Annotated in this window: 21 protein-coding genes; 12 read left to right on the top strand and 9 right to left on the bottom strand. The window is 63.6% G+C overall.

Annotated features, from left to right (window positions below; genetic code table 11):
* The first annotated feature begins 7 nt into the window (after positions 1-7).
* From AAC077_RS12275 to AAC077_RS12260, 4 genes are read left to right on the top strand one after another with little or no spacing between them, the layout of a single operon-like run.
* Positions 8-898 carry a formate dehydrogenase accessory sulfurtransferase FdhD gene (locus AAC077_RS12275; RefSeq protein WP_339769987.1) on the top strand — a complete coding sequence of 297 codons (891 nt, stop codon included), beginning with the start codon at positions 8-10 and terminating at the stop codon, positions 896-898.
* A complete protein-coding gene (mobA, locus tag AAC077_RS12270; RefSeq protein WP_339769985.1) occupies positions 895-1,521 on the top strand; it encodes a molybdenum cofactor guanylyltransferase MobA in 627 nt (208 codons plus the stop codon). Before AAC077_RS12275 ends, mobA begins: the two co-directional genes overlap by 4 nt.
* Entirely contained in the window at positions 1,518-2,009 is a 492-nt protein-coding gene (mobB, locus tag AAC077_RS12265; RefSeq protein ID WP_339769983.1) for a molybdopterin-guanine dinucleotide biosynthesis protein B, read from the top strand. Before mobA ends, mobB begins: the two co-directional genes overlap by 4 nt.
* Positions 2,009-4,099: a molybdopterin-binding protein gene (locus AAC077_RS12260; RefSeq protein WP_339769981.1), complete on the top strand. Its 2,091-nt coding sequence runs from the start codon at positions 2,009-2,011 to the stop codon at positions 4,097-4,099. Before mobB ends, AAC077_RS12260 begins: the two co-directional genes overlap by 1 nt.
* Here AAC077_RS12260 and AAC077_RS12255 read toward each other — a convergent pair whose 3' ends face one another.
* Positions 4,100-4,477 carry a carboxymuconolactone decarboxylase family protein gene (locus tag AAC077_RS12255; protein ID WP_339769979.1) on the bottom strand — a complete coding sequence of 126 codons (378 nt, stop codon included), beginning with the start codon at positions 4,475-4,477 and terminating at the stop codon, positions 4,100-4,102.
* The gene (locus AAC077_RS12250; RefSeq protein ID WP_339769977.1) at positions 4,474-5,457 is read right to left on the bottom strand and encodes an aldo/keto reductase; all 984 of its coding nucleotides are present in this window, start codon (positions 5,455-5,457) and stop codon (positions 4,474-4,476) included. The genes AAC077_RS12255 and AAC077_RS12250 overlap by 4 nt, the downstream gene beginning before the upstream one ends.
* Positions 5,458-5,546: 89 nt before the next feature.
* Between AAC077_RS12250 and AAC077_RS12245 the strand changes: the two genes are divergently transcribed.
* Positions 5,547-6,431 carry a LysR family transcriptional regulator gene (locus AAC077_RS12245; protein WP_339769975.1) on the top strand — a complete coding sequence of 295 codons (885 nt, stop codon included), beginning with the start codon at positions 5,547-5,549 and terminating at the stop codon, positions 6,429-6,431.
* A gap of 10 nt (positions 6,432-6,441) precedes the next feature.
* Here the strand turns inward: AAC077_RS12245 and AAC077_RS12240 are convergent, their stop codons facing one another.
* The 3 genes from AAC077_RS12240 to AAC077_RS12230 form a co-directional block, all read right to left on the bottom strand.
* Positions 6,442-7,515: a hypothetical protein gene (locus AAC077_RS12240; protein WP_339769973.1), complete on the bottom strand. Its 1,074-nt coding sequence runs from the start codon at positions 7,513-7,515 to the stop codon at positions 6,442-6,444.
* Between the two features lie 14 nt (positions 7,516-7,529).
* Positions 7,530-8,000, bottom strand: coding sequence for a transcription elongation factor GreA (greA, locus tag AAC077_RS12235; RefSeq protein WP_028958610.1), 471 nt, complete (start codon positions 7,998-8,000; stop codon positions 7,530-7,532).
* A gap of 209 nt (positions 8,001-8,209) precedes the next feature.
* Positions 8,210-8,590, bottom strand: coding sequence for a VOC family protein (locus AAC077_RS12230; RefSeq protein WP_339769970.1), 381 nt, complete (start codon positions 8,588-8,590; stop codon positions 8,210-8,212).
* A gap of 80 nt (positions 8,591-8,670) precedes the next feature.
* On the opposite strand from AAC077_RS12230, the gene soxR reads away from it, so the two are divergent.
* Both soxR and AAC077_RS12220 read left to right on the top strand, forming a co-directional pair.
* Positions 8,671-9,123 (top strand): redox-sensitive transcriptional activator SoxR, encoded by a 453-nt coding sequence (gene soxR / locus AAC077_RS12225; protein ID WP_339769968.1) that lies wholly within the window; start codon positions 8,671-8,673, stop codon positions 9,121-9,123.
* 162 nt (positions 9,124-9,285) lie between these two features.
* The gene (locus AAC077_RS12220; protein ID WP_339769966.1) at positions 9,286-10,935 is read left to right on the top strand and encodes an electron transfer flavoprotein-ubiquinone oxidoreductase; all 1,650 of its coding nucleotides are present in this window, start codon (positions 9,286-9,288) and stop codon (positions 10,933-10,935) included.
* Between the two features lie 51 nt (positions 10,936-10,986).
* Here AAC077_RS12220 and AAC077_RS12215 read toward each other — a convergent pair whose 3' ends face one another.
* Both AAC077_RS12215 and AAC077_RS12210 read right to left on the bottom strand, forming a co-directional pair.
* Positions 10,987-11,451 (bottom strand): SRPBCC family protein, encoded by a 465-nt coding sequence (locus AAC077_RS12215; RefSeq protein ID WP_339769964.1) that lies wholly within the window; start codon positions 11,449-11,451, stop codon positions 10,987-10,989.
* A complete protein-coding gene (locus tag AAC077_RS12210; RefSeq protein WP_339769962.1) occupies positions 11,441-11,788 on the bottom strand; it encodes a metalloregulator ArsR/SmtB family transcription factor in 348 nt (115 codons plus the stop codon). Before AAC077_RS12210 ends, AAC077_RS12215 begins: the two co-directional genes overlap by 11 nt.
* A gap of 176 nt (positions 11,789-11,964) precedes the next feature.
* Here AAC077_RS12210 and AAC077_RS12205 point away from each other — a divergent pair, with 176 nt between their 5' ends.
* Together AAC077_RS12205 and AAC077_RS12200 are read left to right on the top strand one after the other, a co-directional pair.
* A complete protein-coding gene (locus AAC077_RS12205) occupies positions 11,965-13,677 on the top strand; it encodes a tetratricopeptide repeat protein (protein ID WP_339769960.1) in 1,713 nt (570 codons plus the stop codon).
* A 10-nt stretch (positions 13,678-13,687) separates the two neighbouring features.
* Positions 13,688-14,557 carry a 4-(cytidine 5'-diphospho)-2-C-methyl-D-erythritol kinase gene (locus AAC077_RS12200; RefSeq protein WP_339769958.1) on the top strand — a complete coding sequence of 290 codons (870 nt, stop codon included), beginning with the start codon at positions 13,688-13,690 and terminating at the stop codon, positions 14,555-14,557.
* On the opposite strand, the gene AAC077_RS12195 is transcribed toward AAC077_RS12200, so the two are convergent.
* Positions 14,550-15,551 carry a polyprenyl synthetase family protein gene (locus AAC077_RS12195; protein WP_339769956.1) on the bottom strand — a complete coding sequence of 334 codons (1,002 nt, stop codon included), beginning with the start codon at positions 15,549-15,551 and terminating at the stop codon, positions 14,550-14,552. The genes AAC077_RS12200 and AAC077_RS12195 overlap by 8 nt on opposite strands.
* Before the next feature lie 55 nt (positions 15,552-15,606).
* On the opposite strand from AAC077_RS12195, the gene AAC077_RS12190 reads away from it, so the two are divergent.
* From AAC077_RS12190 to AAC077_RS12180, 3 genes are all read left to right on the top strand, one after another.
* A complete protein-coding gene (locus AAC077_RS12190) occupies positions 15,607-15,822 on the top strand; it encodes a DUF2007 domain-containing protein (RefSeq protein WP_339769954.1) in 216 nt (71 codons plus the stop codon).
* A gap of 47 nt (positions 15,823-15,869) precedes the next feature.
* Positions 15,870-16,556, top strand: a complete 687-nt coding sequence (locus AAC077_RS12185; protein WP_339770296.1) for a methyltransferase — start codon at positions 15,870-15,872, stop codon at positions 16,554-16,556.
* Between the two features lie 100 nt (positions 16,557-16,656).
* The gene (locus AAC077_RS12180) at positions 16,657-16,821 is read left to right on the top strand and encodes a DUF465 domain-containing protein (protein ID WP_339769952.1); all 165 of its coding nucleotides are present in this window, start codon (positions 16,657-16,659) and stop codon (positions 16,819-16,821) included.
* A gap of 7 nt (positions 16,822-16,828) precedes the next feature.
* Here the strand turns inward: AAC077_RS12180 and AAC077_RS12175 are convergent, their stop codons facing one another.
* A complete protein-coding gene (locus AAC077_RS12175) occupies positions 16,829-17,689 on the bottom strand; it encodes an EamA family transporter (RefSeq protein ID WP_339769950.1) in 861 nt (286 codons plus the stop codon).
* Between the last annotated feature and the right edge of the window lie 46 nt (positions 17,690-17,735).

Below are 17,735 nucleotides of genomic sequence, written 5' to 3'. Positions count from 1 at the left end.
ACAGGGGATGCAATTGGCGACGCAAGACAATTCAGGCAGCTATCTGATAGCGCCCATGCCCGCACGTGCCGGTCTGACGCGCAGCGTGACGGGGCGGGACCAGACCGGCGCGCAGGTCGATTTGTCGGTGGTCGAGGAGCGGCCCCTGACCATCTATCTGAACGCGCAGGAAATCGTCACTGCCATGACCATTGGCGACTATCCCGAATATCTGGCGCTGGGGTTTTTGCGCAACCAGCGGATGCTGGGCGACGATGATGTGATCACCGGCGTCGATTACGACGACGAATTGCAAGTGGTGGTGGTGCGCACGGCGCGCCAGACCAACCACGAGGACAAGCTGAAAAAGAAAACCCGCACCAGCGGTTGCGCCGTGGGCACCGTCTTTGGCGACATGATGGAAGGGTTGGACGATGTTGTGCTGCCTGCAACGCCGGTGCGCACTTCTTGGCTGTATGCGCTGAGTGCTGCGATCAACCGCACGCCGTCGCTGTATCTGGAAGCAGGTGCGATTCACGGCACGGTGCTGTGCCATCAGGACCGTCCGCTGGTCTATATGGAAGACGTGGGGCGGCACAACGCGGTGGACAAGATCGCAGGCTGGATGCTGGACGAGGGCGTCAGCCCCGACGACAAAATCTTGTACACAACGGGGCGTTTAACGTCCGAAATGGTGATTAAGACCGCGATGATGGGCATTCCGGTGCTGGCGTCCCGCTCGGGCTTTACCGCCTGGGGCGTCGAGATCGCGCAGCAGGTCGGGCTGACCCTGATCGGTCGGATGCGGGGGCAGCGGTTTGTCTGTCTTGCGGGCGAGGATCGTCTGATCCGTGATGCTGATCCGGCTGCTGTGCAGGACGAGCCGCGCAAGTCGGGCCGCAAGGGGGGCGGGGCATGAAGCAACCCCTGGGCGTCATCCTTGCCGGTGGTCTGGCCACGCGGATGGGCGGCGGCGACAAGGCGCTGTTGCCGTTGGGCGGGCAGAGCCTGCTGGCGCGGGTGATTGCGCGCCTGGAGCCGCAGGTGGCGGGGCTGGCGCTGAATGCCAATGGCGATGCGTCGCGGTTTGCGGGCTTTGGCCTGCCGGTGGTGGCGGACAGTGTGGAAGGGTTCGCGGGGCCGTTGGCGGGCGTACTCGCCGGGCTGGACTGGGCGGCGGAACTGGGGGCCGATGCGATCGTGACCGTGGCCGCCGACACGCCGTTCTTTCCCTGCGATCTGGTGCCGCGTTTGCTGATGGCCTCCGAAGGCATGGCCGCCCCGCTGGCGCTGGCCGCGACGCCGCGCGGCGATGCGGACACGCGCTCGATGACCGCCGGGCTGATCCGGCATCCGACGTTCGGGCTGTGGCCCGTAGCCCTGCGCGATGACCTGCGCGCCGCTTTGCAGGACGGGCTGCGCAAGGTTGTGATCTGGACAGACCGCCACGACGGGCGGCTGGCGGAGTTTCCGGACGCGGGTGATCCGTTTTTCAACGTCAACACGCCGGATGATCTGGCACAGGCCGAGGCGATGTTATGAGGATTTTTGGCGTTGTCGGCTGGAAGAATGCGGGCAAGACCGGGCTGATGGAACGGCTGGTGACTGAAATCACCGGGCGCGGGTTCACCGTCAGCACGGTGAAACATGCGCACCATTCCTTTGATGTGGATCATCCGGGCAAGGACAGCCACCGGCACCGTGTGGCCGGCGCCTCCGAGGTGCTGTTGGCGTCCCGCAACCGGTTCGCCCTGATGCACGAAATGCGCGGCGCGGATGAATTGCCGCTGTCGGCACTGCTGGAAAAGCTGTCGCCGGTCGATCTGGTGCTGGTCGAGGGATACAAACGCGACGCGCACCCCAAGGTCGAGGCGCACAGGGCCGAGACGGGCAATCCGCTGATCGCGCCCGACGATCCCACGGTGCGGGCGGTGGCCAGTGACAGTGCGGTGGACGTGGCCGTGCCGGTGTTCGATCTGGATGACACAGGCGCGATTGCCGATTTCATTCTGGCGCAGGTGGGCTTGTGATGTTCGACACGGTGATCGTGGTGGACTGGTCTGGGGGCAACGACCGTGGCGCGACGCCCAAGGCCGATGCGATATGGGCCTGCGTGGTGCGGGGGGGGGTGACCGAAACACCTGTTTACTTGCGCAACCGTCAGGTGGCCGAGGCGTGGATTGCCGACACTTTGCAAATCGAACGCGCGGCCGGTCGGCGGGTGATGGTCGGGTTCGATTTTCCTTTTGGCTATCCGCGCGGCTTTGCGCGGGCCGTGGCGGGCACGGATGATCCGCTGGCCTTGTGGGATTGGTTGGCCGAGCGGATCGAAGATGCCCCCAAGGCCAACAACCGTTTTGACGTGGCGGGGGCGATCAATGTGGTGCTGGGCGGCAATGGGCCGTTCTGGGGCAATGGGTTGAAACGCGAGATTGACGGTTTGCCGCGCACCAAGGCGGGGTACGAAAACCCCTTTGCCCAGCGGCGGCAGGCCGAAGAGCGCGCAAAGGGCGCATTCTCTGTCTGGCAGCTTAGCGGGGCAGGGTCGGTTGGGTCGCAGGCGCTGATGGGCCTGCCGGTGCTGGCGCGGTTGCGGCGGCGGTTTGGTGACCATCTGGCGGTCTGGCCGTTTCAGCCGCTGGACGCAGGGATTGCGCTCGTCGAGGTCTGGCCATCGCTGATTGCGCCCGAGATCGCGGCGCGGGTGCAGCCGGACGAGATCAAGGATGCCGCGCAGGTGCGGGTTCTGGCGCAGGCTTTGTCGGCGCTTTCTGCGGATCAGTTGGCCACGATGCTGGCCGATGGCGACAGCGAAGAAGGCTGGATTTTCGGGCTGGGACACGAGGATGCCTTGCGGGGTGCGCTGACGAATGGCCCCGTGCCGCCGCCGTTGTCCAACGACTGTTTTGCACTTCCTCCGGGCGTGGCGTGGACGCCGGTGGATGACGCATTGGCCTTGCTGCAAGAGCGTCTGACGCCGGTGGCGCGGGTCGAAACGGTGCCGGTTCAGCAGGTATTAGGGCGCGTGCTGGCCGAACCTGTAATGGCAAAGCGGTCCAACCCGCCGCGTCCGAACACCGCTGTCGACGGCTATGGCTTTGCAGGGGCGCGCGACACGGGCGAGCATGTGCTGCCGCTGGTGGCAGGGCGCGCGGCGGCGGGGGGCGATTTTGACGGCGCGGTGCCTGCGGGCCATGCGGTGCGGGTGCTGACGGGCGCGGCCTTGCCTGCGGGCGTCGATACGGTGGTGTTGCAAGAGGACGTGACCGTTGACGGCGGGCGCATCGCGTTCAACGGGCCGGTGAAGCAAGGCGCGAACAGCCGACGCGCGGGCGAGGACGTGGCGGCAGGCGATGAGATCCTGCCCCAAGGCCGCCGTTTGACCCCCGCCGATCTGGCGCTGCTGGCAGCGGTGGGCGTGCGCGCGGTCGACGTGTTCGCTTCCTTGCGGGTCGGTGTGCTTTCCACGGGTGACGAGCTGGCCGAGGCGGGCAGTGACGCAGGCGAGACGCAGATTTACGACGCCAACCGCCCCATGCTGCTGGGGCTGCTAAAGCGGCTGGGGCATCGGGCGGTGGACCTTGGCCGTGTGGGCGATGACCGTGCGGCCTTGGCGGCGGCGCTGGATGGTGCACAGGTGGATGCGATCCTGACCAGCGGTGGCGCATCGGCAGGGGACGAGGACCACGTTTCGGCCCTGTTGCGTGACGCAGGCGCAATGGCGCTGTGGCGGATCGCGGTCAAGCCGGGGCGACCCCTGGCGTTGGGCATGTGGAAGGGCACGCCGGTGTTTGGTCTGCCGGGCAATCCGGTTGCGGCAATGGTCTGCACGCTGGTCTTTGCGGCCCCGGCGCTGGGGCTGCTGGCAGGCGCAGGCTGGCACAAACCCCAAGGGTTCACGGTGCCCGCAGGGTTCGAGAAATCCAAAAAACCCGGCCGCCGCGAATATCTGCGGGCGCGGATACGCGACGGCGTGGTCGAAGTGTTCCGGTCCGAAGGATCGGGCCGGATCAGCGGGCTAAGCTGGGCCGAGGGGCTGGTGGAGTTGCCCGACGGCCCGCTGGTGGTCAAGCGCGGCGATCCGGTGCGGTTTATCCCTTGGGGTGGCTTCGGGCTGTGATCAGATGCCGTGCGCCGCGAATGCCTTGCGCGCGGCGGCCACACCGTTGATGCAGGCGGGCACACCGGCATAGACCGCCATTTGCAACAGGATTTCCACGATTTCATCCCGCGTGACACCGGTGTTCAGGGCGGCGCGGATGTGGAATTCAAGCTGTTCGGGGGCCGTGCCGATGGCGGTCAGCGCGGCAACGGTCAGCATTTCGCGGGTGCGCAGGTCGATACCGGGACGGTCCAGCACGTCGGCCAGACCGAAGCCCAGCAGCGTGTCGAAGAGGTCAGGTGCCATGCTGTTCAGGTTGGCCTGCACCTTGGCGGCGGCGCCTGTTTCCAACGTTTCAAGCAATGCGATGGTGCGGTCGGTGCGCGGGTTTGTCATGCGTTCAGTCCTTTCATGCCTTCGGCGGTATAGCGGTCGCCTGCGACGTCCAGTGCGGCGATGGCGCGGTTCAGGGTGTCTTGTTCGTCCGATGTCAGGGTGATGTCGGCAGCGGCCACGTTTTCTTCCAGGTATTTCAGCCGCTTGGTGCCGGGGATCGGGACGATGTGGTCGCCTTTGGACAGCAACCATGCCAGCGCGATTTGCGCAGGTGTGCACCCTTTGGCAGCGGCCATCTGGCGGACACAGTCAACGATGCTGGTGTTGCTGGCCATGTTGTCGGCGGAAAACCGTGGCAAGTTGGCGCGAAAGTCGCCGTCGCCGAATGTGGTCTGTTTGTCAAAGGCCCCGGTCAGGAACCCGCGCCCCAGCGGTGAATAGGGCACAAAACCGATGCCCAGTTCGGCGCAGGTGGGCAGCACGTCTGCCTCGACCTCGCGGGTCCACAGTGAATATTCGGTTTGCACGGCTGTGACAGGGTGCACCGCATGGGCGCGGCGCAGGGTGGGCGCGCTGACTTCGCACAGGCCGATATAGGCGATCTTGCCCTCGGTCACCAGATCGGACAGGGCGTGCATCACGTCCTCGATGGGCTGGGCGGGGTTGATGCGGTGGACGTAATACAGGTCGATCCGCTCAACTCCCAGCCGTTTCAACGACGCCTCGCAGGCGCGGCGGACATAGGCGGGGCTGTTGTCGATCTCGCGGCGGTATTCGCCGGGGTTGCGGACGATGCCGAATTTGGTGGCAATCTCGGCCTGCGGTTTGCGGGTACGCAGGAACTGGCCCAGCAGTTCCTCGTTGTGATGGGGGCCATATGTGTCGGCAGTGTCGAAAAACGTCACACCCAGATCCGCGGCGCGGTCCAGTACGGCCAGCGACTGGGTGTCGTCGCGGGGGCCGTAAAATTCGCTCATCCCCATGCAGCCAAGGCCAAGGGCGGAGACAGAGAAATCGGGGGTCAGGTGGCGGCGGTGCATGATCTGTCCTTTTGATTGAGGGATGAGGACAAGATGCGTATTCTGGTATTGGAAGAATATAGAGAAGATCAGAAGGCTGTTTTCGAAAAATGGAAGATGCGCTGAACTGGAACGACACGCCCGCCTTTCTGGCGGTGGCGCGGACCGGCACGTTGACCGGTGCTGCGGGGGTGTTGGGCGCGGGGGTGGCGACAGTCTCGCGGCGGATCGAGCGGTTGGAGGATGCGCTGGGCGTGCCGTTGTTTGCGCGGGCGCAGACCGGATACCAGCTGACCGACGAAGGCGCCGCCCTGTTGCCCCGCGCCGAAGCGTTGGAGGCCGCGATGGACGGTTTTCGCAGCGCCGCTGATGCAGGGCGCGGGGTGCGCGGGCATGTGCGGGTGGCCACGGCTGAAAACCTGGCGAACCCGCTGCTGATCCCGTCGCTGGGCCCGCTGCTGGCGGCGCATCCAGGGCTGACGGTCGAGGTGTCGACGGATGTGGCCTCGGTCAACCTGCACAAACGCGATGCGGACCTTGCGGTGCGCATGGTGCGGCCCACGCGGGGGCATCTGACGGTGCGGCGGATCGGGACGCTGGGGTTTGGTCTGTACGGGTCTGCCGATTACATGACGCAGCGTGGCGACGGTGTGGGGTTCGAGGGGGACAGTTATATCGGCTGGGCGGACCGGTTCGGCGATCTGCCCGCTGCGCAATGGCTGGCCCGCAGTTTTCGCGACACCGCACCGGTGGTGGTCACCGCGACACTGGCCTCGCAACTGAGCGCGGCGCAGGCGGGGTTGGGGTTGGCGGTGCTGCCGCATTTTCTGGCACAAGATGCCGGATTACAGCGGGTGCCGGTGGAGCTGGGCGTGGATCAGGACATATGGCTGGTGATGCACAGCGATCTGATGGCGTCTCAGCGGGTGCGGGTGGTGGCGGATCATCTGGTAAGCGTGATCGAGGCGCATGGCGCGCAGTTGCGGGGGGATTAGGTGGCAACCCCTAGTCAAACGTCCCCGCCACGCGGCCCAGCAGCATGAACGCCCGCGCGGTTCGGGTGTCGGCCAGTGCCGAAATATCCGCGTCGTCGGCTTCGGCCTCGAAGGCGGCAAAGCTGCGGTCAAAGCGGCGCAGGAAATGGTGCGCGGTGTCGCGGAAAATCGGGTCTTGTTTCATCCGGCCAGCGGTCAACGCCAGCGACGAGCGGTCCCGTACGCCACCCAGTGCCGCGACACTGCGGCCACGGGCGCCTTGGGCAAAGCTGCGCCAGATTTCGGGACGGGCGCGGTCGGGGCGCAGGTCGTCCATGTAGATTCCGTCCTGGCTGAGCAGGGTCAGGATGTCCTGGGCGGCCTGGATCATCTGGGCGGTTGGCCGGTCCTTGAGCGCGCGGCGCAGGGCAGAAAATCCGGCAGAGTCCTCGGCGGTTTCGGGGAAGTTCAGGGCGCGGATGAAATCCTCGCGGGCGAGGGGCGGCGCGGTTTCCTCTGACGTGGTGCCAAGGGCCAGCTTGGGCTGGTCGTCGGCGGCCTGCGGGGCCATGGGTGGCGGCGCGTGGCGGGCCGGCTGCACTGCGTCGCGGCGGGTGTGGAATGTGGCCAGCGTGGTTTCGGTCTTCTTGGCGGCGGCGGCGATTTCATCCAGCTTGCGTGCGACCGACGGTTCGATCGAATTGTCGCGGCCCTGTTGCTGCGCGATATACGCCTGGCGGATGGCGTCGATGGCCGCCTGCAACCGCTGGCTTTCTTCGCGCATGACGCGGCTGGCCTTGGCGGCGGTGGCGGCGACCCAGATCATGCCCACGGGCATGAAGATCGCCAGCATGGTCATCAGGAACATCAGGCCGCGATTGCCACCGTCCTGCCCTTCGGACCCCGACGAAGTGGTCATGAAAAACACGCTCGCGCCCAGCAACCACAGCACCGAAAGGGCAATGGCGATGATCTCGATCCCCGTGATGCCTTCGGCGCGGGGGCGGTCATAGATGCCCAGAGGCGTCGGGCGCGCTTGCGACGACGACCCAAGGCCGGCCTTGGTCTGATTGGCGTTTGTTGCGCTGGACGACGTGTCGGACATGTCTGGGATTCCGATCAGATGAACGCGATTTTCAGCACTTCATAGGATTTGCCGCCGCCGGGGGTGTGCACCTCGACGCTGTCGCCTTCTTCCTTGCCGATCAGGGCGCGGGCGATGGGGGATTTGATGTTCAGCAGGCCCGCTTCGATGTTGGCCTCGTATTCGCCGACGATCTGATAGGTTTTCTCTTCGTCGGTGTCTTCGTCGACCAGGGTTACGGTGGCGCCGAACTTGATGCCGCCTTTCATCTTGGTGGGGTCGATGACATCGGCAAGCGAAATCGCGCCTTCCAGCTCTTTGATGCGGCCTTCGATGAAGGACTGCTTTTCCTTGGCGGAATGGTATTCGGCGTTTTCCGACAGGTCGCCATGCTCGCGTGCTTCGGCGATGGCCTTGATGATGGCGGGACGCTCGACGGATTTCAGGTGCTTGAGTTCGGTCTCAAGGGCTTGGTGACCCTTGCGGGTCATCGGAATCTTTTCCATAGGTCACGTCCAGCAGATTAGGGCGGCCAAAGTGGCCGCCGGTCAATGTTGGATGCTACCTGACCTATTGCGGCGGGGGATTGCAAGGGGCGGGTGGCTTAGCGGGCGGCGAATGTCGCCGATGCTGTGTCTTTGGAACGGGGTGGTTGGGGGCGCTGCCCCCGCGCCTTGCGGCGCTCCCCCGGAGTTTATCGGGCAAGATGAAGGGGTCAGTCGTATTGCACCACTTCGTATTCGATGCCGTCGGCGTCGTGGAAGTAAAAGCGGCGGCCCGGTTCATAGTCGGCGTGGTTCTTGGTGGCAAAACCGTGCGCCTTGATCCGGGTTTCCAGCGCATCAAGGTCGTCGGTGGTGACGGCAATGTGGTTCAGGCCACCGATGGTGGTGTAGTTGGATTGCCGCGGCTTTTCGACGGCGTCGGCGGTATAAAGCGCAAGATAGTGGGCATCCGTGCCGACATGGATGCTGCGGCCGCCTGAAATGGCGTCACCTTGCCAGCGGATGTGCCAGCCAAACAGGTCGCACATCCATGCAGCGGTGGCGGCGGGGTCGGAGACGGTGAAATTGGCGTGTTCGAGGTGTGCGGGCATGTGTGGATTTTCCTTTTGATTTGATGTCTGTTTCTGTACTGTAATTGCTAAACCTAACTTTAGGTCAAGGGATTTTTGACATGGCAAAAGATGGCTTGAGCATTGGTGATCTGGCGGAACGGACGGGGCTGGCGGTGTCTGCGATCCGCTATTACGAGGCGCAGGGGTTGATTGATCCCTGGCGCAATGCGGGCGGGCAGCGCCGGTTCGAGCGGGCCGATATCCGGCGGTTGTCGTTCGTGATGATCGCCCAGCAGTTCGGGTTTACCCTGCCGCAGATTCGGGCCGAGCTGGACCTGCTGCCCAAGGGCCGCGTGCCGACCAAGGCGGATTGGGCGCGCATCAGCACCGGGTTTCGCGCGGCGCTGGATGCGCGCATCGACACGCTGGTGCGCATGCGTGATACGCTGGACAGTTGCATCGGCTGCGGATGCCTGAGCCTGGACAGTTGTGCGCTTTATAACCCCGGTGACCGTGCGCGCGAAAACGGCACCGGTCCGCGGTATTTGATGGGCGACCGGCCCGAAGGCTAAGGGGTGTTGCCGCAGCACTGTGCGGGGCGAAAAACCGACGCTTCACAGCCCTGCTGACGCGGTGTTTCCATTGCATTGACTGCCGCCGTGGTTTAGCCAAGCGCGAAAGATTGTTGCGCGTTGCGGTGTTTGCACGCGCTTTTATACAAGGAGCCGCCGAGCATGGCCGATACAGAACGCGAAGCGATGGAATATGATGTGGTCATCGTCGGGGCCGGGCCTGCTGGCCTTTCGGCGGCGATCCGTCTGAAACAACTGGACGCCGACCTGACTGTCGTCGTGTTGGAAAAAGGTTCGGAAGTGGGCGCGCATATCCTGTCGGGTGCGGTTCTGGACCCCTGCGGGCTGGATGCGCTGATCCCCGACTGGAAGGAAAAGGGCGCGCCGGTCACCATTCCGGTCAAGGAAGACAACTTTTACATGCTGGGCGAAGCGGGCCAGGTGCGCATCCCGAACTTTCCCATGCCGCCGCTGATGAACAACCACGGCAACTATATCGTGTCGATGGGCAACGTCTGCCGCTGGATGGCCGAGCAAGCCGAAGAACTGGGCGTGGAAGTGTTCCCCGGCATGGCCTGTTCCGAGCTGGTGTACGGCGAGAATGGCGAAGTCAAAGGCGTGGTTGCCGGTGAATTCGGCATTTCTGCCGATGGCACCAAGGGCGACGGATACGAGCCGGGCATGGAACTGCTGGGCAAATACGTGTTCTTAGGCGAAGGCGTGCGCGGATCGCTGTCGAAAGAGGTCATTGCGAAATACGACCTGTCGGCGGGCAAAGAGCCGCAGAAATTCGGTCTTGGCATGAAAGAGATCTGGGAAATCGACCCCGCCAAGCACAAAGAGGGCACCGTCACGCATACGATGGGCTGGCCATTGGGCAGCAAGGCGGGTGGCGGTTCGTTCATCTATCACCTTGATAACAATCAGGTCTATGTCGGGTTCGTGGTCCACCTGGGTTACAAGAACCCCTATGTGTTCCCCTACATGGAATTCCAGCAGTTCAAACATCACCCGATGGTGGCCGAGCTGCTGAAAGGCGGCAAACGCGTGGCTTACGGCGCGCGGGCGATCACCGAAGGCGGCTATCAGTCGATGCCCAAGATGGTGGCACCCGGTGTGGCGCTGCTGGGCTGTTCGGTGGGCATGGTCAACGTGCCGCGCATCAAGGGCAACCACAACGCCATGCTGTCAGGCAAGGCGGCGGCCGAGGCTGCGTTTGACGCGATCAAGGCGGACCGGTCCGGTGACGAGCTGACCGCCTACGAGGACGACGTGCGCGGCGGGGCAATTGGCAAGGACCTGAAAAAAGTGCGCAACGTCAAGCCGTTGTGGTCGAAATACGGCCTGACCGCGTCGCTGGCGCTGGGCGGGTTCGATATGTGGTGCAACACGCTGGGCTTTTCGTTGCTGGGCACGCTGGGGCACGACAAATCCGATGCGGATGCGACCGAGCCTGCGGAGAAGCACAAAGAGATCAGCTACCCCAAGCCAGACGGCAAGCTGTCGTTCGACCGGCTGACCAACGTGGCGTTCAGCTTTACCAACCACGAGGAAAGCCAGCCTGCGCACCTGAAGCTGAAAGATCCCAGCATTCCGGTGGACCGCAACCTGCCGGTTTATGCAGGCCCATCGGCGCGGTATTGCCCCGCGGGTGTGTACGAGTTCGTGACAGAAGACGGCAAGGACCCTCGCTTTGTCATCAACTTCCAGAACTGCGTGCACTGCAAGACCTGCGACATCAAAGACCCCAGCCAGAACATCAACTGGACCACGCCGCAGGGCGGGGACGGGCCGAACTATCCGAATATGTAAGATGCCGTTCGTGGCAGGTGGAAAGGCGGGCGCAGGCCCGCCTTTTTGCGTTCACAGGGTTTTGGCATGGGCGGCAAGCTGGTCGGCGGCCATGCCCCAGCCGACAAAGAACCCCATGTTTTCATGCGACTGGCGTGCCTCTGACGATCTGTGGCGCACGGTGGCGGTGTAGATCGTGCCATCCGCGCCGTCGTCTTCGAATTCAATGATGGCAGTCATGAACGGATCGGCGCTGGGCTTCCAGCCTTCGCTGTAGGTATCGGTGAACACCAGTTTGCGGTGCGGTACCAGCTCAAGGTAAACGCCGGTGTTGGTCATGGTGTTCCCGTCCACGTCAAAGGTGGTGTTGAACCGCCCGCCCACGCGCAGGTCGATCTCGCAATCGGTGACGGTGTGCGGTCTGGGGACAAAGAAGGCTTTGACATGTTCGGGCGTCGTCCAGCAGTCCCACAGCACGGCGGGGGGCACGTCGATCTTGCGGGTAAAGGTCAGGTCGGTGGCGGGATCAAGTTCCATTGTTGCGGTCCTTTGCGAGTTGGGTTGCATAGCTGTCAAGTTCGTCCAAGCGGCGGGTCCACAGGTCGGATTGGCGGCCCAGCCAGTTTTGCACGGGTACAAATGCAGTGTCCGCGCGGGCATAGGTGCGCACCCGCCCGGACTTGGTCGAGTTGACCAGCCCTGCGGTTTCAAGCTTGGCCAGATGCCCCAGAAATGACGGCATCGCCATGTCATGGGGTGCTGCCAGTTCGCTGGTGGTGGCAGGTCCGCGCGACAGACGGTCCAGAATGGCACGTCGCGTGGGGTCGGCCAGCGCCGAGAAAATATGATCGAGATGGGGTTCATACTTAGCCATTTTGCTAAGTGTTCAGATGTCGTGCGATTTGACAAGCGTGTTTGCTGCGTTGCGCCCATCTTGCGCAGATTGCTGCCAGACCTCACAGGTTTGTTTACCAGCGCACAGGCAGGCCCATTGCGCCCGCGTGCAGACCTGCTAGCCTTATTGCAAACGAAATAAGACGAGGCAGTCGCGTGATCCGTACCCTTCTGAAAAGCACCGTAGCCACGGCCCTGATCTGGACACTGACGGGGCCGCTGGCGGCGCAGGATGTGGCGGGGCCCTATCTGGCGGCGCGGCAGGCTTCGTATCTGAACGATTTTGGTACGGCGGCGCGCTATTACGACATGGCGCTGCTGCACGACGCGGAAAACGCAACCCTGATGGAAGACGCGACGCTGGCGCATCTGATGCTGGGCGATGTGTTGCAGGCGCTGCCGATCGCCCTGAACATGGAGCAGGCCGGTCTGCGCAGTCAGGCCGCGCATATGGCGGTGATTGCGGATATGGCGCAGCGCGAGGATTACGATGCGCTGCTGGACCGCGACATGGACACCCAGGGGATCGGCCCGCTGGTTGACGGGCTGCTGGTGGGATGGGCCCATGTGGGCGCAGGCGACATGAAGGCGGCGCTTGCCAGCTTTGACAAGGTATCGCGCGAACAGGGGCTGAAAGGCTTTGCGCTGTATCACAAGGCCATGGCGCTGGCGATGAGCGGCGATTATCAGGCGGCCGAGGCGATTTTTGCGGGCACCGACAGCGGCACGATGGTGCGCACCCGGCGCGGTGCCATGGCGCGCGCCGAGGTGCTAAGCCAGCTGGATCGCAACGCCGATGCCGTGACCAGCCTGCAAGAGGCATTCGGCGGCAGTCTGGACCCCGAGCTGGAACAGGTCATCACCGCATTGGAAGCCGGTGAGACCCTGCCGTTTACCCATGTCACATCGGCCCGCGATGGTCTGGCCGAGGTGTTCTATTCGCTGGCGGGCGCCCTGCGCAGCGAGGCATCGGCGGACTATACGCTGCTTTATGGCCGTCTGGCCCGCTACCTGCGGCCCAACCACGTCGATGCGTTGCTGCTGAATGCCGAACTGTTGGAAGAGCTGGACCAATACGATCTGGCCATCGCGGTTTACAAGGAAGTGCCGGCCAGCGATCCGGCCTTTCACGCCGCTGAACTGGGCCGCGCCGCAGCCTTGCGTCGCGCGGACAAGCCGGATGCGGCCATCGAGGTGCTTGAGCAACTGGCGCGCAGCTATCCCGACCTGCCGGTGGTCTTTTCCACCTTGGGCGACGTGCTGCGCCAGCAGGACCAGTTTGCTGAGTCTATCGCCGCCTATGACCGCGCGCTTGAGCTGACGCCCGAAGGTGCGCGGGCCGAGTGGTTTTTGTTGTACGCCCGCGCCATTTCACATGAACGGCTGGGCCAGTGGACAGAGGCCGAGGCCGATTTTCGTCATGCGCTGGCGCTGAACCCCGGTCAGCCGCAGGTGCTGAACTATCTGGGTTATTCGATGGTGGAACAGCAGGTCAATCTGGACGAGGCGCTGTCGATGATCGAACAGGCGGTCGCCGCCAGCCCTGACAGCGGCTATATCATCGACAGTCTGGGATGGGTTCTGTACCGCCTTGGCCGTTACGAAGAGGCGGTCGTTCACATGGAACGCGCGGCCCAACTGGTGCCGGTCGATGCGGTGGTGAACGACCATCTGGGCGACACGCTGTGGGCCGTGGGCCGCAAACGCGAGGCGCGGTTCCAGTGGCGCCGCGCGCTGTCCTTTGTCGACCCGAAGGAAGTGAACAGCGAGGCCGACCCCGACCGTATGCGCCGCAAGCTTGAGGTCGGGCTGGACAAGGTTCTGGCCGAAGAAGGTGCGCCGCCTCTCAAGGTGGCCGTTGACCGCTGAGATTGCTTCTATGACTGGCTTGCGGATATTTGCACCCGCCAAGATCAACCTCACTCTGCACGTGACCGGCCAGCGGGCCGATGGCTATCATCTGCTGGACTCTCTGGTGATGTTTGCCGATGTGGGCGACGTGGTGCACATGCGCCCTGCGTCGGCGTGGTCGTTGCGGGTGGATGGCCCCGAGGGGCATCATGTGCCTGCGGGCGACGACAATCTTGTGCTGCGCGTGGCGCGGCTGTTCCCTGATATGGCTGCGGCAATGACCCTGACCAAAGAACTGCCTGTCGCTTCTGGCATCGGTGGCGGCTCGGCGGATGCAGCGGCGGTCTGGCGTGGTTTGTGCCACATGGCCAAGCGGGACGCGGACGCGGCGCGACTGCTTGCACTGGGGGCTGATATTCCGGTCTGTGTGCCGTCGCAGGCCGCGCGGATGCAGGGCATTGGCGAGGTGGTGTTACCGCTGGACGGGGTGCCCGAATTGCATGTTGTGTTGGCCAATCCGCGCGTCGCCGTGTCCACGCCGCAGATATTCAGCGCTTTGACGCGCAAGGACAATGCGCCGATGCCGGACCGCTTGCCCGCCTTTGCCGATGCCGCTGCCCTATGTGACTGGCTGGCGACGCAGCGCAATGATCTGCAATCGGCGGCCGAGGCACTTGCCCCGCAGATCACGCAGGTCTGTGCAGCCCTGTCCGCATTGCCTGATTGCCTGCTGGCGCGCATGTCGGGTTCGGGGGCGACTTGTTTCGGGGTGTTCGCCACGGCGCAGGCAGCTGTTGATGCCGCGCAAAAGCTCTCGGCGGCGCGGCCCCAGTGGTGGGTGCGGGCGGGACGGTTGGGAACGATGCAGGCCAAGGCCGCACCGTATCCCCTTAGCTGATCCGGTCGACCACGAAGTCTGCCAGATCAACCAGCATGTCCTTGATGTCGTGATCGGGCAGGGCGGCCAGTGATGCCTTGGCGCGGTTGGCCCAGTGCAGCGCATCCGCGCGCGTTTCGGTCAATGTGCCGTGTTTGTTCAACAGCGCCAGCGCGTGGTCCAGGTCACCGTCATCCTGCTTGCCCTTTTCGATGGTCCGCTCCCAGAATGCGCGTTCGTCGGCGGTTGCTTTGGCCACGGCCTTGATCACCGGCAGGGTCAGCTTGCGTTCGCGGAAATCGTCGCCGATGTTCTTGCCGGTTGCCTCGGATTGGCCCTGATAGTCCAGCAGGTCGTCAACGATCTGAAACGCCACGCCAAGCGCGTCGCCGTAGTCATACAGCGCCTTGACGGTTGCGGCGTCGGCATCGGCAATCACGCCGCCCACTTCCATCGCCGCCGAAAACAGCGCGGCGGTCTTGCCGCGCACGACTTGCAGATAGACTGCCTCGTCCGTCGCAAGGTCCTGTGCGGCGGTCAGTTGCAGCACTTCGCCTTCGGCGATGGTGGCGGCGGCGTTGGACAGGATGCGCATCACCTCCATCGAGCCGCATTCGGTCATCAACTGGAAGGACCGCGCGAACAGGTAATCGCCGACCAGCACGCTGGAGGTGTTGTCCCACAACAAGTTGGCCGTGGGACGGCCCCGGCGCTGTTCGCTTTCGTCGACCACGTCGTCATGCAGCAGCGTGGCGGTGTGGATGAATTCGACAGTGGCGGCAAGGTGCACATGATACGGCCCCGTGTAGCCGCACAAATGCGCCGCCGCGAGTGTCAGCATGGGGCGCAAACGCTTGCCACCAGCCCCCACCAGGTGCGCCGTGACCTCGGGAATGCGCGGTGCATGTTCCGACGCCATCTTGGTGCGGATCAGCGTGTTCACCGCGTCCATGTCATCGGCCAGCCGTGCGGCCAGTCGGTCATGCGGCTTTAACGTCTTTTCGATGCTGTCCATCTTGCCCCCGATGGCCCCTGTACATTAAGGGCCGCCTTCTCTTACATCCGTGATCATGAAAGAACTTTTGCGCAGCAACGACCCGACGATCATCGCCTTTGCCTCGGCCCTACTGTCGGGCGAGGATATAGACTGCTTTGAATTGGACGTAAACATGAGCGTGCTTGAAGGCGGCATCGGGATTTTCCCACGCCGTCTGATGGTGCGGGCCGATGATCACGACGCGGCCACCCGGGTGATGCGCGACAACGACATTCCGCTGGGCCGGTGACCGAAGGGGCTGCGCTGACCCATGACGCCTTTTTGGGCGGGCAGGTGATGCTGTGGCAGCCGCGCACCGGCTATCGCGCAGGGCTGGACCCGGTGTTGCTGGCAGCCAGCGTTCCGGCCCGTTCCGGGCAAACGGTTCTGGATCTGGGCTGTGGCGCGGGGGCTGCGGCGCTGTGTCTGGGCGCGCGGGTGCCCGGGCTTGACCTGCACGGGGTCGAACGCCAGCCCTATTACGCGGAACTGGCGGTGCGCAACGGGCTGGACGTGACCTGTGCCGATCTGACAAACCTGCCGATGCCGCTGAAAGAGCGCAGCTTTGATCATGTGATTGCCAATCCGCCCTTTTTTGACCGCACCGCCAGCCGCCCGTCGCCCTATGCAGGGCGCGAAGGCGCATTGGGCGAGGATACGGCGCTGGAAGATTGGGTGCAGGTGGCTGCCAAACGGCTGCGGTATCGTGGTTTTGCACATTTCATTCACCGCATGGCACGGCTGCCCGACATTCTGGCCGGGATTCGCCCTGTGATGGGCAGCGTCGAAGTGCTGCCGTTTTCAGCACGCCCCGGACGCGCCCCCGAATTGTGCATAATCCGCGCACGCAGGGGCGGACGGGCAGAATTTCGCTTGCATTTTCCACGACTTCTGCACCGCGGCGAAAGCCATTTGCGAGATGCGGAAAGCTACACCCCTGAAATAAAAGCGGTTCTGCGCGATGGGGCGGCGCTGGAATTTTAACCAGTGGTTTACCCATCACAAGTCTATGATGCGGATGCAGCGTGACAGAAATGTAAAATCATGTTCTGCTGTGGTTGTACTTGAACGAATGGAGGATTGCATGAGCCTGAGCGCACACCTGACTGAGTTGAAGAAAAAGCACGAAAACCTGAGTGAAGCAGTGGAAAAGGAACTGCGCGCACCGGGGGCGGACACGTTGAAAGTGGCCGAGCTGAAAAAGCAGAAACTTCGCCTGAAAGAGCAAATCACGCGCTTGTCAGTCTGACATAGCCCTAGCGAAAGCTGGCGCGCGCTGCGATGACAGCGCCGCCGGTGACCAGAACGGCCGCCGCTGCCAGTGACCAACTGGCTTGGGTTACGCCCGCGATCACCAAAACCAGCGTTGACAGCAAAGGTGCCGCATAAGACGCGGTGCCCAGCATCTGAATGTCGCCCCGTTTCACACCAATGTCCCACACGTAAAATGCCAGCCCCACAGGGCCCAGGCCCAGTGCAACCGTGCTGATCCAGCCAGTCGCGTCGGCGGGCCATTGGGTGACCTCGAACGCCAGATGCAGCGGCACTGACAGCATGGTGCTGGCCAGACAGAATATGGCCACGCTGTCGGTCGGGATGGTGCCAAAACTGCGCGAGCCGATCGAATACCCCGACCAGAACAGCGCACAGACCAGCGCCAGCCCGTATCCCGGCAGATAGGCGGCCTGAAACCCTGTGCTGCCGCCGGAAATGATCAACGCCGCGCCCAGAAATCCGGTGACCGCGCCAATGATATGCCCTGCGCGCAACCGCTCACCGGGCAACAATCCTGAAAACACCACGATCAGCAGGGGCCACAAATAGGCAATCAGCCCGGCCTCGGCTGCGGGGGCCAGACGCAGCGCCGAGAAATACAGCGCGTGATAGCCGAACAGCCCGAATGTGCCGAACAGGTAGACCCGCAGCGGCACCGCGCGCAGCCGGTGCAAACCGCCGGTCGATGCGCTCCAGACCAGACCCAGAATGCCGCCAATGCCGAAACAGATGGCGTTCAATTGCAGCGGGGGAATGGGGGCTGACCCGACTGTCAGCAACGCCAGCAGCGCCCAAAGCAGGACAGCGACAAAGCCGATCGCGGTGGCGCGCAATGTGGTCATTCGGGTGGCTCCGTCAGACAGGGATGAGACCCGTCAATGAGCGGTT

The sequence above is a fragment of the uncultured Pseudosulfitobacter sp. genome, assembly GCF_963976325.1.
Taxonomy (GTDB): Bacteria; Pseudomonadota; Alphaproteobacteria; order Rhodobacterales; family Rhodobacteraceae; genus Pseudosulfitobacter.
Note: the sequence above shows the minus strand (reverse complement) of the source record. Positions and strands in the feature narration are given on the sequence as shown.